A 15,638-nucleotide genomic window follows, 5' to 3' on the forward strand; every position below is an offset into this window, starting at 1 on the left:
CCATGGACATCGCGCTGCCCCTGACCGAGGACCGCACGCCCGTGCGGACGGGCAGATGCTGGGTGGACGCGGTGCTGACGGCGGCGGTGGCGGCCCTGTCGCTGGCCTTTTTCTACCGCTTCCAGATCGCGCAGGGTTTCACCCATCTGTTCGGCGACCGCTATGACGGCATGATCGAGATCGCGATCATGCAGCATTGGGGCAATGTGCTGGCGGGCAAGGAGGCGTGGAACACCACTGCCTATTTCCATCCGGCGGCGGACACGCTGGGCTATAATGACGGCTATCTGCTTTACGGGATGATCCATGCCGCCGGGCGGGCCATGGGCCTGTCGCTGCTGGGCGCGGCGGAGCTGACCCATGCGGCGATGAAACTTGCGGGCTTCTTCGGCATGCTGGCATTGCTGCGGCGGTGCTGCGCCGTGGGCAAGGAGTGGAGCCTGTTCGGCGCGGCGCTGTTCACCGTCGCGGACCTGACGCTGCAGCACGCCAATCATGGGCAGCTTTTCACGGTCGCCTTCGTGCCATGGGCGGCGTTGCTCGCCTGGCGCGCGGGCGAGGCGCTGATCGCCCGCCGCCGCGCGGCGACGCTGGCATGGGGCGCGGGCTTCGCGGCGCTCTTCGCCTTGTGGATCAGCACCGCCTTCTATCTTGCCTGGTTCTTCGGCCTGTATCTCCTACTGCTGTCGGGCGCGGCGTTCGTCATGAGCGGACGCGCCGGCATGCGTGGGCTGGGCGCTGCGCTGTGGCAATGCCGCGCGCCGATCATCGCCATTGCGGGCATGGGGATATTCCTGCTGACCCCTTTCCTGCTCGTCTATCTGCCGAAAATGGCGGAGACCGGGGCGCATGGCTATGGCGCGGTCGGCTGGACCAGCTTCACCCTGTTCGATTATGTCAATGTCGTGCCCGGCAACATCGTCTGGGGGGCGCCGGTGCAATGGCTGCGCGAGACGATCCTGCCGGGGCTCCAGGCCCATCGCGACCGTATTTTCGGCATGCCGCTGCTGTTGTTCCTGCTGGCGCTGGGCGCGGCATGGCGGCAGGTGCGCGACCGGAAGGACGGCCCTGCCTATGCGTGGATCGGGGCCGCGCTACTGCTGTCATGGCTGCTGATCTTCAACCTGTTCGGCTTCAGCCTGTGGCGGATCATCCACGCCACCATCCCCGGCGCAAGCGGCATCCGCGTGCTGGGCCGCTTCAACATCCTGCTGCTGGTCCCTGCGATCATGCTGGTGACGATGATGCTGGCGCGGATGCCCCGCCGCACGCTGGCCCTCACGCTCGCCGCGCTGCTGCTGGGCGAACAGGTCAGCCTGACCGCGCCGGTACAACTGGACAAGGCGGAGCAACTGGCGATGATCGCCGCCATCCCCGCGCCGCCGCCCGCTTGCCGGGCCTTCGCCGTCACGTCGACCCGGCCCCATGGCTATGCCCCGCTCGATCCCGAGGGCGACCGGATCTACGCCCATAATGTCGACGCCATGGTCCTTGCCCAATGGTTCGCCAGGCCGACCGTCAACGGCGTGTCCACCTTCAATCCGCCGCATTGGGACTTCGCCGATCCGGACGCGCCGGATTATCGCGCGCGCATCCGCCGCTACGCCCATATCACCGGGCTATCGGGGCTGTGCGACCTCGACGTGCGGCGCGGTCGCTTCTGGACGCCGATCGGCTAGGACCGATCAGCCCAGAGGCGGTCCGGGCGGCTGCGGGAAGCGGGAGCGCGGGCCGCTGCCCCAGGGCGAGGATGACGTCTTGGGCGCATGGGCCTTGGGGTCTTCCAGATAGGTGGCAATGGTCCGCGCGGTCTGGCGATAGAAGGCGGCGGTCAGCGGGTCGCTGTCCTTGCGCGACTTGAGCGATTCCCCGAGCTGGGCGATCTGGTCCAGAACATAGGCCCGCGCTTCCGCCGAGGTATCGTCGTCCGCACCCAGGATCATCATCGATTCCAGCGCCACTTCCTGCGTCACGCGGCGCAGCGCCTTCATGGCGGTCGTGCTGTCTCCGCCTGCCTTCCACGTATGTGCCATGACCGCGTCGACCATCTGCGGCAGGGTGACGGCATCGCTCTGGCGCGCGCCGATCGCCACCAGCCGCGCGGCGCGGTCGCCATCGAACAGCGGCTCCAGCACCAGCGCGGAAAGGATGCGCGCGGCGCGCAGCTGGTCGAACACATCGTCCTTCGACAGGTCTTCCAGATTCTTGCCCGGATCGGGCGTCAGCTGCGCCAGCAGGCTTTCGGGCAGGGCAAGATTGGCCGGCTCGATCGCGTCCATCAGCAGCCCCAGCACATCCTTCTGCAGCGCGCCGGGGATGAACTGCGTGGCGGGCATCGCCTCGCCCTTCACGGTGATGTTGGTATAGAGGCCGCCGATATATTTGACCGCCGATTCAATCGCATAGCGATGGTGCAGATAGGCCATCCACAGCCGCACATTGCGCAGCGCACCGATCGGCTCGTCCGGCAGCAGCATGTCCGGGCCATAATGGTCGAGCATGATCCTGCGCGCGGCCATCGCCTCGCTCAGATTCTCGGTCGGGGTCGCGCGGTCGTCATACCAGGTCCAGCGCGGATCGCTGTCCGGCACATAAAGCAGCCCCTTGGCGCGCATGTCGGCGATCACCCCGTCCAGCCCCGGCTTCTCGCCGGAGGATGCGAAGGGCGTGTAGGAATAACGCACCATCGACGTGTCATAGGCGCCGATCTGCTTCATGAAACTGTCGGACAGGTCGAGCTTGCCGTTCGCCACCTTCACGCGCGGCGTGGGATATTCCATCACCGACGCGCGATCGTTGAGGCTGGAGGCGAAATTATGGCCGAAGCCGAGCGCATGGCCCAGCTCATGCGCGGTCAGCAGCGCCTGGCGCAGCAGCAGCATGTCCCGCTGCCCATCCGGCATGCCGGTGATGCCATTGGGCGCGAGCAGATTGGGGTCGGCCACGGTGATGCCGGTGCCGTCGCCGGGCAGGCCACCCATATAGGCATCCCAATAATTGGCGATGGTGCGGATGCGGTGGGTGTCCATCCGCGTCTTGGACCCCAGGATTTCGCCCGTGCGCGGATCGCGATAGGTGCCGCCGCTGGAAAAGCCGCGCTCGTCGCGGTTGATCCACTGGACATAGGCATAGCGGATATCCTCCGGGTCCATGTCCGCCGGGGCGTCCTTCGCCTCGATCGCGTTGATGAAGCCGGCTGCCTCGAACGATGCGTTCCACCACAGCAGGCCCTGTTTCATCGCATGGCGGATGGGCGCGGGAATGGCGGGATCGAAATAGAAGATGATGGGCTTCTTGGGCGGGCTCATCGCCGCCGAAGGGTCCTGCTTTTCCAGCCGCCAGCGAGTGATCCATGTGGTTTCCGGCCCTTCGTTGACCGGCCGGGAATAATCCTGGAAGCGCAATGCGCTCACGCCGATGCGCGGGTCCGCCGCGCGCGGGGTATAGCCGGTGGGCGCCTTGAGGAAGCTGTGGTGGATGCGCATGGTGAGCGCGGTCGGATCGGGCGTGACGTTGCGGACGAGCGCGCCGGGGCCATCGGCGGAGAAGGTCGAGATCGTCTCGATCTCGCTATTCTCGGGGAAAGCCTTCAGATGCTTGGTGTAGAAGGCGCTGCGGTTCGCATCGAATTTGAAGCTGCCCTGATTGGCACGCTTCAGCGTCGCCTCGATCCCGGCGGCGTCGCGCATGAACAGCGCCGTCGCGTCCACGATCACCTTGCCGCCCGCCTCCTGTTCGATCGGCAACGAGGCCAGCACGGAGGTGGGGAAGGAATCGGCCACGCCCTGGGCATGGGCGGCGTCCCCGCTGAGCGAACGGAAATCGGTGTTGATATCGGTAACAAGAACCTTCTTGCCGACCCTCTCGAAATGGATGACGGCGGTGTTCATGATCCCGCGGTCGAAGGGCAGCTCCACCGATCCGCCCCCCGTCGCGGCGGAGACATAATAGAGGATGTCCTCGCCGAAGCTGCCGATCTCCAGATAGACCTTGCCCTTGGCAGCGTCCCAGATAATCGGGATGAAGCCCTCGATCCGCTGGCCCGATACGCCCTTGGCCTGTGCGGTGCCGGCGGCGGCGGGCGCCTGCGCCAGGGCTGCGGGTGCGGCCAGGACCAGCGCGAGTGCGGTCAGCGCGCCTGCGCCCCGCGCCACGAGAAAAGCTGTCCGCCGATCCGGCACCCCCCGTCCCGGCAACCCATTGATCCGCTTCATGTCCGCACTCCCGCCTGGGCAAAGCCTGACGCCTGCCTGCCGGCTGTGTGAACGCGTGAGCGATAGCAAATCCGCCATGCCGCCATCGAGAAACCGTGGCGGATGCGCGCTTCAGCAATGCGACGTGAAATCGGGCTTGCGCTTTTCGTTGAAGGCGGCGACGCCCTCCCGCCCCTCCGGCCCGGCGGCGGCGGCGGAAATGCCGCGCGCTTCCAGTTCTAGCTGGGTTTCCAGCCCGGCCCCGAAACTGCCGAGCAGTTGCGAACGCACGGTGGCGATGGCCGCGATGGGGGCTGCGGCCAGCCGCTCCGCGATGGCCGCGACTTCATCCATCAACCCGACATCGTCGACGGTACGGGTGACAAGGCCGATCGCCTCGCCCTCTTGCGCGCTTACCCGTTTGTTGAGGATCAGCATTTCCTGCGCGCGGCGCAAACCGATCAGGCGGGGCAGCAGGAAGGTCGCGCCGCCATCCGGCGTCAGGCCGATGCCGCCATAGGCCGCCGTGAAATGCGCCGACTGACCGGCCAGCACGACATCCCCCATGATGCCAAGGCCAAGCCCGGCCCCGGCCGCCGGCCCGTTGACGGCGCAGATCAACGGCTTGGCCATCCGCGCCAGCCGAGTCGTCGTCATATGCACAAGACTGGCCAGCTCGCTGAGCGCCGCCCCGGCCCCATCGCCCGCCGCCTGCATCAGGAACACGTCGCCGCCCGCGCAGAACATCCGCCCGGCACCGGTCAGCACGACCACCCGGATGCCAGGGTCCTGATCGCAGCGGATCGCCGCATCGAGCAGGGCGAGGGCAAGATCGCGATTGATCGCGTTGCCGATATCCGGGCGATTGAGCGTGATGGTGGCGACGCTGCCATTCTGCGAAAAAAGGACGGGTTCGGTCATGGGCCTTCAGCCTCTCAACTGGCGATCGGGATCGGTTTGGCGTGGGCGGGAGTGTCCCCCCCCAGCCATTTCATAGGTCAGCCCTCAGCGCGGCGCCATACGGATCGCGCCGTCCAGACGAATGACTTCGCCGTTCAGCATCGGATTGGCGATGATGCTTTCCACCAGCTGCGCATATTCTTCCGGCTTGCCCAGGCGGCTGGGGTGCGGCACCTGCGTGCCCAGGCTGTCCTGCGCGGCCTGCGGCAGTCCCGCCAGCATCGGCGTCCAGAAGATGCCGGGCGCGATCGTCATCACCCGGATCTTGAGCTGCGCCAGATCGCGCGCGACCGGCAGGGTCATGCCGGCAACGCCCGCCTTGGACGAGGCATAGGCCGCCTGCCCGATCTGCCCGTCAAAGGCCGCGACCGAGGCGGTGTTGATGACGACGCCGCGCTCCTCGCCGACAGGATCGGCGGCGGCCAGCGTCGCGGCGAATTTCGACAGCATGTTGAACGTGCCGATCAGGTTGATTTCGATGCAGCGGCGATAGGCATCGAGCGGATGCACCACATTGTCGCGGCCGACCGTCTTGATCGCGGGCGCGACGCCGGCACAGTTCACCAGGATGCGCGCGACGCCATGGGCGGCTTCCGCTTTGGCGATGCCGGCACTCACGCCCTCGTCATCCGACACATTGACCTTGCAGAAGAGACCGCCGATCGCTTTGGCCGCCGCCTCGCCCGCCTCCTCGTTCAGGTCGAAGATCGCGACCTTCGCCCCCTTGTCCGCCAGCATCTTCGCGGTCGCCCCGCCAAGCCCGGAGGCGCCGCCCGTCACGATTGCGGCAAAGCCCTTCACATCCATCATATTCTCCCTGGATATAAATCTGTTTTCGGGTCTGTTTTCAGACCAGTTCGACCGCCATGGCCGTCGCCTCGCCGCCGCCGATGCAGAGCGCCGCCACGCCCTTTTTCAGGCCGCGCGCCTTGAGCGCCGCGATGAGCGTCGCGACGATCCGCGCGCCGCTGGCGCCAATGGGGTGGCCAAGTGCGGTCGCGCCGCCATTCACGTTCACCTTCTCATGCGGAATGGAAAGGTCGCGCATCGCGATCATCGACACGGCGGCAAAGGCTTCGTTGATCTCGAACAGGTCGACATCCGCGACCGACCAGCCCGCCTTGGCCAGCGCCTTGCGGATCGCGGGCACCGGCGCGGTCGTGAACAGCGCAGGCTCATGCGCATGGGCGGCGGTCGCGACGATGCGCGCCTCGATCGTCAGCCCCTTTGCCCTCGCGACGCTTTCACGCGCCAGCACCAGCGCCGCCGCGCCATCGGAAATGGAGGCGGAGGTGGCGGCCGTGATCGTGCCATCCTTGGCGAAGGCGGGCTTGAGGCCGGGGATCTTCTCCGGCTTTGACTTGCCGGGCTGTTCGTCCTGCGCGACGACGACATCGCCACCCCGGCCCGGCACCGTCACCGGCACCACTTCATCGACAAAAGCGCCGCCCGCAATCGCGGCATTGGCGCGCGACAGGCTTTCAATGGCGAAGGCTTCCTGATCGGCGCGGGTGAACTGATAGTCGCGCACCGCATCCTCGGCGAAGGCGCCCATCGGCTTGCCCCGGTCATAGGCGTCTTCCAGCCCGTCCATCATCATCGTGTCGATCACGCGATCATGGCCGATGCGCGCGCCGGCGCGGTGCTTGGGCAGCGCATAGGGTGCGTTGGTCATGCTTTCCATGCCGCCGGCAATGGCGATGTCGATGCTGCCCGCCGCAATGGCCTCGCTCGCCATGATCGCCGCCTGCATGCCCGATCCGCACATCTTGTTGACGGTGGTCGCCTCCACCGATGTCGGCAATCCGGCGCCCAGTGCCGCCTGCCGCGCCGGGGCCTGCCCCTGCGCCGCCGGCAGCACGCAGCCCATGTAGATGCGCTCCACCGCCTCCCCCGCGACGCCGGCCCGCTCCACCGCCGCCTTCACGGCGGCAGCGCCCAGTTCCGGCGCGGTGAGGCCGGAGAGCGCACCCTGGAAGGCGCCCATCGGCGTGCGGGCATAGCTGGCGATAATCACGGGATCGTTGGGCATCTCTCTTCCTCATCATCTCGGGCGCCATGCCCGGCCGGGAGCCCTGGAGGGACTCCACGCGCGGTTTCTTTACTCATGGGTAGTTGTTCTTCGGATCGGTATATGTCAAGCCATGGCGGACATGCACCAGCCATCGCCCTTCCCCGATCGCGGCGCCCGCGCGGAGGCGCGGGAACGCAAGCGCCACGCCGTGCTGCTCGCCGCCGTGCAGATGTTCAACGAGCGCGGCTTCCATGCGACGTCGCTGGACGATGTCGCGGCCCGGCTGGGCATCACCAAGCCGGTGATCTACCATTATTTCGGCAACAAGGATCAGGTGCTGCTCGCCTGCGTCAGGATGGGCGTCGACCAGCTGGCCGACGCGGCCAGCGCCGCCCGCATGCAGGAGGGCAGCGGCCTGTTGCGCCTGCGCGCATTTCTGCGCTGCTATGCCCTCGTCATCATGGACGATTTCGGGCGCTGCGTGGTGCGGACCGGGGACGAACTGCTCTCGCCGGAGAGCCGGGCGGAATTTCGCGCGATCAAGCGGGAGGTCGACCAGAGCCTGTGCGCCCTGATCGAAGAGGCCGTGGCGGATGGCTCCGCAGCGGTCGCGGACGTGCGCATCGCCGCCGCCGCGCTCGCCGGCGCCCTCAACTGGCCCGCCCGCTGGCAACGCCCCGACGGCAAGCTCTCCGCCCAGGAAGTGGCCGCGCGCATGGCCGACTTCCTGATCCTGAGCCTGCGGCCCTGAGCGGGGGTTGGTTCATGGATGGAGTGGCGGCTTTGGGGACTTAGCGGACGTTCATTTTTCGTCATGCTGAACGTGTTTCAGCATCCATCGCGCCACACGCGCCTTCGCGCAATTCGGAGAAATGGACCCTGAAACACGTTCAGGGTGACGATGACTAGACGTCCGCCTCTGGCCGCTTCCGGTCATGCCATGCCCTCAAAGCAACGTGCGAACAGCCCCTCCCCTACTGATCCAGCCCCAGTTCGGTCACGAGATCGTCCAGCGACGCGCCGGGGCGCACGAGCAGCCATTCGCGGCTGGCGCTGCCGTTGACCACCGTCACCGCGCCCTTGGGGCAGACGCCGAGGCAGCCGACCTCGACGATGCCGGCAGCCGCCTTGCGGCCCTTTTTCAGCGAGAGCTGCTTGCGCAGCGCCTTGGCGAGCGAAGAGCGCCCCTTCTCGCCAAAGCCGCCATCCAGTTTTTTCGAGCATTTGCGGCAGACGAGAACGGCATTGCGCCAGTTGGAGCGGACGTGCTGCGTCAACCCGTGGTGCCGGCAGCGGTGCCCGCGGGCTTCCATGTGCGCCGCTCCTCGGCCGCGCGCAGCACCTCATAGGCGGCCTGGATCGCGTGGAATTTCACGGCGGCGTCCGCGTCTCCCGGTTTCACATCGGGATGATTTTCCTTGGCGAGCCGGCGCCAGCTTTTCTTCACCGATTCGAAATCCGCATCGTCTTCCAGCTCCAGCACGCTGAGCGCGCGCATCTCGTCGCGCGAGCGGGTGCCGTCGCCCGGCCCGCCCCAGCCATAGAAGCCGCTGTTCTGGAACCCACTGGCGTCGCGCTGTTCCGTCCGCGTGCGCTCCGCCCGTTCCTCGGCGTCCAGGCCCTGAAAATAGTCCCAGTTGCGGTTATATTCGCCCGCATGATCGGTGCAGAAATACCAGCGTTCCGGGCTGTTGGGGGATTTGGGCGCGGGGCAGTCGCCCGGCCGGTCGCAGCCGTGCCGGTCGCACAGCCGCACCTGCTGCGCCTCCCGGCCTGAACCATAGCCCCGCCAGCGGGGAAAACCCCAATCATTGGATCGTGAATATCGCGCCATCGCGCCCAATGTAGCGGCGGCGGGCCGCCAAAGGAAGAAAGCCGGACAGATAAATCTTGCCAGAGGGCCTGTAAGCCGGGTTCTGTCCACCCCTTGCGGGGATGGGCGACCATTCCTCTAGGGGCGGGATTGCTCCCGCCCTCAAGCAACCAACCCGGGCGATCTCGGCCGAAACAAGCCTAGCAGGTTGCCCTGCGCGCCGCCCCTATTCGGTCTTGCTCCCGGTGGGGTTTACCATGCCGTTCCCGTTGCCGGGTCCGCGGTGCGCTCTTACCGCACCCTTTCACCTTCGCTGGGCCGAAGCCTTAGCGACCTGCTCTCTGTTGCACTGTCCCTGAAGACCGGGCGAACCCGGCCCCCGCCGGACGTTATCCGGCACCGTTGTTTCGTGGAGCCCGGACTTTCCTCGCCGTGGATCGCTCCACGCCGCGGCCGCCCGGCCCTCTGGCGCTGCCGCCCTACACGCCTGTGTCCAAAAGCTCAATCGTCTCCGCGCGGCTTGGGCAGCAGCAGGCCGAGCAGGATGGCGCGGCACTCGCCATCGATGATGCCGTCGATCATCTCCGGGCGGAACCGCCGCTGGAAGGCGACGACGGCCGCCTGCGGATCGGCAATGTCATAGCCGAAGCGCTCCAGCGCCAGCATGAAGCCACTGTCGCTCCAGTGCGGGTCCATCAGGTTCCTGGTCGGGCGCGGCAGGGCCAGGCGCAGCCGGGCGAGCTTGCCCCAGGGGAAGAGTTCGCCCGGGTCCTGCTTGCGCGCCGGCGCGACATCGCTGTGGCCCACGATATTGCCGCGCGTGATGCCGTGGCGCTGCACGATGTCGTGCATCAGCGGGATCAGCGCCCCGATCTGCGCCTCCGGGAACGGACGATAGCCCCATTCATGGCCGGGATTGACGATCTCTATGCCGATGCTGGCGGAATTGACGTCCGATATGCCGCGCCAGAGCGCCCGGCCCGCATGCCAGGCGCGCTTTTCCTCATCCACCATGCGGATCACCTGCCCGTCCTCGGTCACGCAATAATGGCAGGAAACCTTGGATTGCGGGTTCGCCAGCCAGCCGATGGCGCTCGCGGCATCCGGCATGCCGGTATAGTGCAGCACCAGCATGGAGATGGGCAGCGAACGGTCGTCAAAATTGGGGGACGGCGTGTCTATCATCACGGCAAACGATCATGGGCGATGGCCGACCATGGCCGCGTTCCGCCCCGCGATCAAGCCTGCTGGCACAGGCTGCCGTCCAGGCGCGGACAGGAGCGATCAGCCGGCGCGTGCGAGGGTCTGCGGCACCGGCTGTCCGGCCGGCCGCCGGGCATAGCTGCCGCGATAGTCGCGGCTGGCGGCGAACTCGTCCGTCTGGCCGATCACGGTCTCTCCGGCCCCCATCAGCAGGAAGGTGCTGTCATGGCTGTGCCGTGTCAGCAGGTCGAACACCCGGCGGCGCATGTCGTTGGAGAAATAGAGCAGCACATTGCGGCAGAAGATCAGGTCATAGGCACCGTTGGGCGCATGGCTGTCGAACAGATTGTCCTGGCGGAAATCGACCATGCGGCGCAGTTCGTCCTTCACCTTCCAGTCGTCGCCGACCGGTTCGAACCAGCGCAGCAGGTCGCCGATGGGCAGGCCGCGCTGCACGTCGATCTGCGAATAGAGGCCCGAGCGCGCCTGGGAGATCGCCGCGGAGGAGATGTCGGTCGCAAGGATGCTGATCCGCCAGTCCTGCCACAGATCGGCGTTCCCGCTGAACAGCATCGCCAGCGAATAGGCTTCCTGCCCGGTCGAACAGCCCGCGCACCAGATGCGCAACGTGCGGCCGGGGCGGGTGGCGGCAAGATGGGGCAGCAGGTCGCGGCCCAGCATGTCGAACACCTGCAGGTCGCGAAAGAAGCTGCTCTCATTGTTGAGCAGCGCGTCGACCACCTGATCGGCAAGGCGCCGCCCCTGACCAGCGGAGAGCGCGGCGACGAGCGCGTCGAGGCTGGCCAGATCGTTGGCGCGCAGGATGGGGGTGAGCGCGGTTTCGATGCGCCAGACGCGGTTCTCCGAGAGGATCTGTCCGGTCCTGGCCTCCAGCAGCCGGGCGAACACACGGAAGGCGCCGGTAAACGGGCCCTCACTCACAGGGCGACCGCCCCGCGCCGGGCGACCATCGGCATGATCGCATCCGGCGTCAGGATGGCGCTGGCAAGCCCCGCCCGGGCGATGGAGCCGGGCATGCCCCATACGACACTGCTTTCCTGATCCTGCACGATAACCCAGCCCCCTTCAGCCACAATACGCCTTGCGCCATCCGTACCGTCGCGCCCCATGCCGGTCAGCACGACGGCGCCGGCCTTCGGCCCGAAACATTGGGCCATGGACGCGAACATCGGGTCGACCGCCGGCAGGCTGCCGAGCGGCGGACGCTCCCTGGACAGCTGCACCGACACATCGCCCGAAAGCGACCGGCGGCAGGTGAGATTGGCTTCGCCGGGGGCGACATAGATCTGGTCCGGGCGCAGGGTTTCGCCCTGCTGCGCGATCTTCACCGGCAGGCTGGTCATCCGCGCGAGCTGCGTCGCGAAAAAGGGCATGAAGCTGGGCGGCAGATGCTGGGTGAGCAGGATCGGGATACCGAGCGGCCTGGCCAGGCCGGCGAACAGCTGGCCGAGCGCGTGAATGCCCCCGGTCGACGCGCCGATGCCCAGGCAGGCGATCCGGTCATTGCCCATGCTGGAGCGGAGCGGCGGACTATGGGGCGCATCATAGCTCAGGCCCGAACGGCCCATGATCCGGGCGATCCGTTCCAGCAGCGCGCGCGAGAACTGATCGCCATAGCTGCCGCTGCCCGGCTTTTCCATGATGTCGCTGGCGCCGATGGCCAGCGCCTCCACCGCGGCCGCGCTGCCTTCCTGGCAATTGCCGGAGAGGATGATGACCTTTGCGCCCTGCCCGGCCGCAAGGATCGCGGGCAAGGCGGTCAGCCCGCTCTCGCCGGGCATTTCCACGTCCAGCAGGATGAGGTCGAAGCGTTCGCGGGCAAGCACGCCCAGCGCATGCGCGGCGCTGGAGGTCTTCTGGGCGACGCCGAAGGCGGGATGGGCGAGCACGATGCGTTCCAGCACCGTCCGCGCCACCACCGAATCGTCCACGATCAACAGGCGCAACGGTTCCTGCGTGCTGTTCGTCCAGACACTGGCAGGAGTGAAGGCGGACATGGGCGGAAACTTTCGCGGCGGACCGTGGGACGGCTGGGGGGAAGAGGCAGGCTGGTAGTCAGGCGTCCGCCCTGGTCAGATCACTCCCACGATCTGCAATTTGCTTTCCAGCGTATCGCGATCGAAAGGCTTCATCACATATTCGTCCGCCCCCGCTTCCACCGCGGCCTTGATATGGCTGATGCCGTTTTCCGTGGTGCAGAAAATCACCTTGGGGCGGGCGGCGGCCAGCTTGGTACGCGACAGTTCCTGCAGGAATTCCATGCCGGTCATCACCGGCATGTTCCAGTCGAGCAGCACGACGTCCGGCACGTTGCTGACGCATTGCGTCAGGGCATCGCGACCGTCGCAGGCCTCCGTCACGGCAATATCAAGGGATTCCAATATATGTCTTGCGACCTTTCGGATCACCTTGGAATCATCGACCACCAGGCAGTTTTTCATGAAGCTAACCCTTGTTCTGGAGCGTTTTTTTGGCTGTCCCGGACTTTCACTGTAAAACGCAAACCTAAGGGATTGGTAAATGCGGCGGCGGGCCGCGCCTCCATCCGTTCAGGCGGCGAGGGCAGGCTGGACAGGATCGATGAAGCCCGCGAGCGACACCAGCAGGCTGAGGCCATGCTCCCCCTCCACAAGCGCGCGGGCATGCGGCGCCCAGGCCGGATCGAGCTGCCCCCGCAGCGGCAGCTCTCCATCGGGCACGGGGCAGATGTCCGTCACCGCATCGACCATCAGGCCATAGCTGTGACCGGCAATGTCGGCGATGATCGCCAGCGCGCGCCCCGCGGCCGGGGTCGGCGCGCCGCCGATCAGCGCGGCGATGTCGATGATGGTCAGCACCCGGCTGCGCAGGGCGGAAAGGCCGGCGATATGGGCCGGCATGCCGGGCACGGGGGAGACGTCCCCCAGTTTCACGACCGCCTCGACCTCGCCCGAGGCAACGGCGATCTGCGTGTCGGCCACGCGGGCGAAAAGATAAAGCTGGCTCATTCAGGCGGCCCTCCCCTGCTGCACGGCCTCGATCGCGGCGATCAGGCCATCGCGGTCATAGCGATAGATGCTGCCGTCCCCCGCGCCCTGCGGACCGGGCGTCGGGCGCAGGCGCACGACCGGGCGGTCCACCGGCAGCGCCATGTCCGGCACGAAGCCGGTGCTGACGACGACATCGTCATGGCGCAGCCCGGCATCCTCGTTAAGGCCAAGCACGACCTCATGCCCCGCCTGCCGCAGCAGCGGCGCCAGGATTTCGCGCGCCCAGACATCGTCCGCTTCGGCAATGACGCAGCGCTGGACGCGGGATTCGACAACCGCGTCATGCGGCACGGAAGCGAACAGGGCGAAGGGGTCGATCACCTCCAGATGATCGCCGTCCAGCACGGTCACGCCGCTGACCAGCCCCTTCGACAGGCGCATTTCGGGGATCAGCGGCATCTGGACGATGTCCACGACCCGCGCGACCGGGTAGCACAGCTCCCGCTCGCCCTCGCGCAGGCGCAGCGCGGTGACGCTGCTCTGGTCGAAGCGGAAATGGCCGTTGACGACGGGCAGCAGCCGATCCTCGATCCGGGCAAAGGCGCGGCCGCCCGAACAGCCGAAGCGCGCCGCATCGACATCCTCCACCCGCTCGATCAGCGACAGCTGGAGCAGCCGGTCTTCGCCCGATATCTCGGTAAAGCGCAGGGCCGCGACGGTTTCGACCATATTGTCGTCCTGCGCGCCGTCCGCGGCCTGGGCGGCCTGCGCCGCATGATCCTCCAGCGCGCTCGACAGGCCGGCGCGGTTGGCGATGCCGCCCGCATCCAGCAGCAGCATCGGCTGGCCATTGTCCGGCAATGTCATGCCCGCATAGACACCCGACGCCATGATGAGCGGCGAGGCCGGGCGGATCACCAGTTCCTCATGATTTTCCACCGCCGCCACGCCGATGGCGAACGGGCTGCCGGTGGAGGAGCGCACCACCATCACCGTGCGCGGCCCCGGCTGGCCGAGTTTGGGCAGGCCCAATATGTCCTCAAGGTCGATCATCGAATGGCGCACGGAGCGAATCGTCGCCACGCAGGCGCCGCCCACCGTCGCCGTCGACAGCATGGCATTGTTGTCATGCAGGATTTCGACCACGGCGGCGCGGGGAATGGCGAATTGCTGGCCGCCCGCCTTGATGATGAGGCCGGGGATGATGGTCAGCGTCAACGGCACGCGCAGGGTGATGCGCAGGCCGCGCCCCATGCTGTTTTCCAGCGCGATGATGCCGCCGATCCGCTCCACATTGGCGCGCACGACATCCATGCCGACACCGCGTCCGGACACCGCCGTCACCTGCCGCGCGGTCGAAAGGCCGGGCGCGAAGATCAGGTCCAGCTTCTGCTTGTCGCTTAGCCGCGCGGCTGCCTCGGCGGTCAGGCTGCCGGCCGCGATCGCCTTCGACAGCAGCGCCGCCGTGTCGATGCCCCGGCCGTCGTCGATCACCTCGATGACGATCTGGTTGCCGGACTGGCGGGCAGCGACGCGCAGGCTGCCGACCTCCGGCTTGTGCAGCGCACGGCGGGCTTCGGGCGCCTCGATGCCATGGTCGATGGCGTTGCGGACGATGTGGGTCAGCGGATCGACCACCATCTCCACCATCTCGCGGTCCATCTCGACATCGCCGCCGTCCAGCGTCAGATCGACCTTCTTGCCCAGATCGCGGCACAGGTCGCGCACCATGCGCGGAATGGCGGTGAACAGGCGGTCGACACGCTGCATCCGGGTCTTCGAAATCGCGTCGCGCATGTCGGCGACGCAGGTGGAAAGCCGCTCGAACGCGCTTTCCAGCTCGGGGTCGGACGATCGGTCGCGCAGCTTGCGGGAAAGCTCGTTGCGCGCCAGCACCATATCCGACACGCCGTTCATCAACTGATCGATCAGGCTGAGCGGCAGGCGGATGGTGCGTGGTATCGATCCGGTGGTCCCGCGCCGCGCGGCGCCCGCCTGGGGTTCCAGCGCGATCGCGACCTCTTCGACCACGGGCATGTCGGCCTGCAGCAGCGCGCCGATCAGCAGCTCGTCATCTTCGGACTGGAGCGCCGCGCCGGACGCGACCGCCTCCGCCAGTTCGCCGATCCGGTCCATCACCGCCAGCACGCTGTTGACCGTGGCGCCATCGGCCACGCGCTTGCCCGCCCGCAATTCGGACAACACTTCCTCGGCGGCATGGCTCAACCGTTCGAAGCGCGGCAGGTTGAGGAAGCCGCAGCTGCCCTTCACGGTGTGGAAGAAACGGAAGATCGCATCCAGCCGCTCGCGATCCGTCGGGTCGGCCTCCCAAGCGACGACCTCGCTGGCAAGCGCCTCAAGCGTCTCCTGAGTTTCAGAAATGAATTCCGCGAGAAGATCGTCCATCGGCCCCATCCGCTGCATGCGCGCAGCCGGCACCTTTGACGATCCAGGGTTAAATCGGC

Annotated in this window: 14 protein-coding genes and 1 other RNA gene; 2 read left to right on the forward strand and 13 right to left on the reverse strand. The window is 67.0% G+C overall.

Annotated elements, in window-relative coordinates:
- Positions 1-2 precede the first annotated feature (2 nt).
- The gene (locus WFP78_RS04180) at positions 3-1,679 is read left to right on the forward strand and encodes a hypothetical protein (protein ID WP_336959022.1); all 1,677 of its coding nucleotides are present in this window, start codon (positions 3-5) and stop codon (positions 1,677-1,679) included.
- 6 nt (positions 1,680-1,685) lie between these two features.
- Here the strand turns inward: WFP78_RS04180 and WFP78_RS04185 are convergent, their stop codons facing one another.
- The 4 genes from WFP78_RS04185 to WFP78_RS04200 form a co-directional block, all read right to left on the reverse strand.
- Complete coding sequence (locus WFP78_RS04185) at positions 1,686-4,214, reverse strand: zinc-dependent metalloprotease (protein WP_336959024.1); 2,529 nt, start codon at positions 4,212-4,214, stop codon at positions 1,686-1,688.
- A gap of 111 nt (positions 4,215-4,325) precedes the next feature.
- Positions 4,326-5,114 (reverse strand): enoyl-CoA hydratase/isomerase family protein, encoded by a 789-nt coding sequence (locus WFP78_RS04190; RefSeq protein WP_336959026.1) that lies wholly within the window; start codon positions 5,112-5,114, stop codon positions 4,326-4,328.
- An 84-nt stretch (positions 5,115-5,198) separates the two neighbouring features.
- Entirely contained in the window at positions 5,199-5,960 is a 762-nt protein-coding gene (locus tag WFP78_RS04195; RefSeq protein WP_336959404.1) for an SDR family NAD(P)-dependent oxidoreductase, read from the reverse strand.
- A 40-nt stretch (positions 5,961-6,000) separates the two neighbouring features.
- A complete protein-coding gene (locus WFP78_RS04200) occupies positions 6,001-7,185 on the reverse strand; it encodes an acetyl-CoA C-acyltransferase (protein ID WP_336959028.1) in 1,185 nt (394 codons plus the stop codon).
- Positions 7,186-7,306: 121 nt separating this feature from the next.
- On the opposite strand from WFP78_RS04200, the gene WFP78_RS04205 reads away from it, so the two are divergent.
- Complete coding sequence (locus tag WFP78_RS04205) at positions 7,307-7,918, forward strand: TetR/AcrR family transcriptional regulator (RefSeq protein ID WP_336959030.1); 612 nt, start codon at positions 7,307-7,309, stop codon at positions 7,916-7,918.
- A 223-nt stretch (positions 7,919-8,141) separates the two neighbouring features.
- On the opposite strand, the gene WFP78_RS04210 is transcribed toward WFP78_RS04205, so the two are convergent.
- The 9 genes from WFP78_RS04210 to WFP78_RS04250 form a co-directional block, all read right to left on the reverse strand.
- Positions 8,142-8,444 (reverse strand): (2Fe-2S) ferredoxin domain-containing protein, encoded by a 303-nt coding sequence (locus WFP78_RS04210; RefSeq protein ID WP_336959032.1) that lies wholly within the window; start codon positions 8,442-8,444, stop codon positions 8,142-8,144.
- Positions 8,441-9,001, reverse strand: a complete 561-nt coding sequence (locus WFP78_RS04215) for a J domain-containing protein (RefSeq protein WP_336959034.1) — start codon at positions 8,999-9,001, stop codon at positions 8,441-8,443. The genes WFP78_RS04210 and WFP78_RS04215 overlap by 4 nt, the downstream gene beginning before the upstream one ends.
- Before the next feature lie 55 nt (positions 9,002-9,056).
- Positions 9,057-9,449: RNase P RNA component class A (rnpB, locus tag WFP78_RS04220), an RNA gene on the reverse strand.
- Between the two features lie 32 nt (positions 9,450-9,481).
- Positions 9,482-10,165 (reverse strand): N-acetylmuramoyl-L-alanine amidase, encoded by a 684-nt coding sequence (locus WFP78_RS04225; protein WP_336959405.1) that lies wholly within the window; start codon positions 10,163-10,165, stop codon positions 9,482-9,484.
- A 99-nt stretch (positions 10,166-10,264) separates the two neighbouring features.
- Entirely contained in the window at positions 10,265-11,125 is an 861-nt protein-coding gene (locus WFP78_RS04230) for a CheR family methyltransferase (protein ID WP_336959036.1), read from the reverse strand.
- A complete protein-coding gene (locus WFP78_RS04235; RefSeq protein ID WP_336959038.1) occupies positions 11,122-12,201 on the reverse strand; it encodes a chemotaxis protein CheB in 1,080 nt (359 codons plus the stop codon). The genes WFP78_RS04230 and WFP78_RS04235 overlap by 4 nt, the downstream gene beginning before the upstream one ends.
- A 75-nt stretch (positions 12,202-12,276) precedes the next feature.
- Entirely contained in the window at positions 12,277-12,645 is a 369-nt protein-coding gene (locus tag WFP78_RS04240; RefSeq protein ID WP_336959041.1) for a response regulator, read from the reverse strand.
- A 108-nt stretch (positions 12,646-12,753) separates the two neighbouring features.
- Positions 12,754-13,191: a chemotaxis protein CheW gene (locus WFP78_RS04245; protein WP_336959043.1), complete on the reverse strand. Its 438-nt coding sequence runs from the start codon at positions 13,189-13,191 to the stop codon at positions 12,754-12,756.
- Complete coding sequence (locus WFP78_RS04250) at positions 13,192-15,579, reverse strand: chemotaxis protein CheA (RefSeq protein ID WP_336959046.1); 2,388 nt, start codon at positions 15,577-15,579, stop codon at positions 13,192-13,194.
- Positions 15,580-15,638 lie beyond the last annotated feature (59 nt).

This window comes from Sphingobium aquiterrae, from assembly GCF_037154135.1.
GTDB lineage: Bacteria > Pseudomonadota > Alphaproteobacteria > Sphingomonadales > Sphingomonadaceae > Sphingobium > Sphingobium aquiterrae.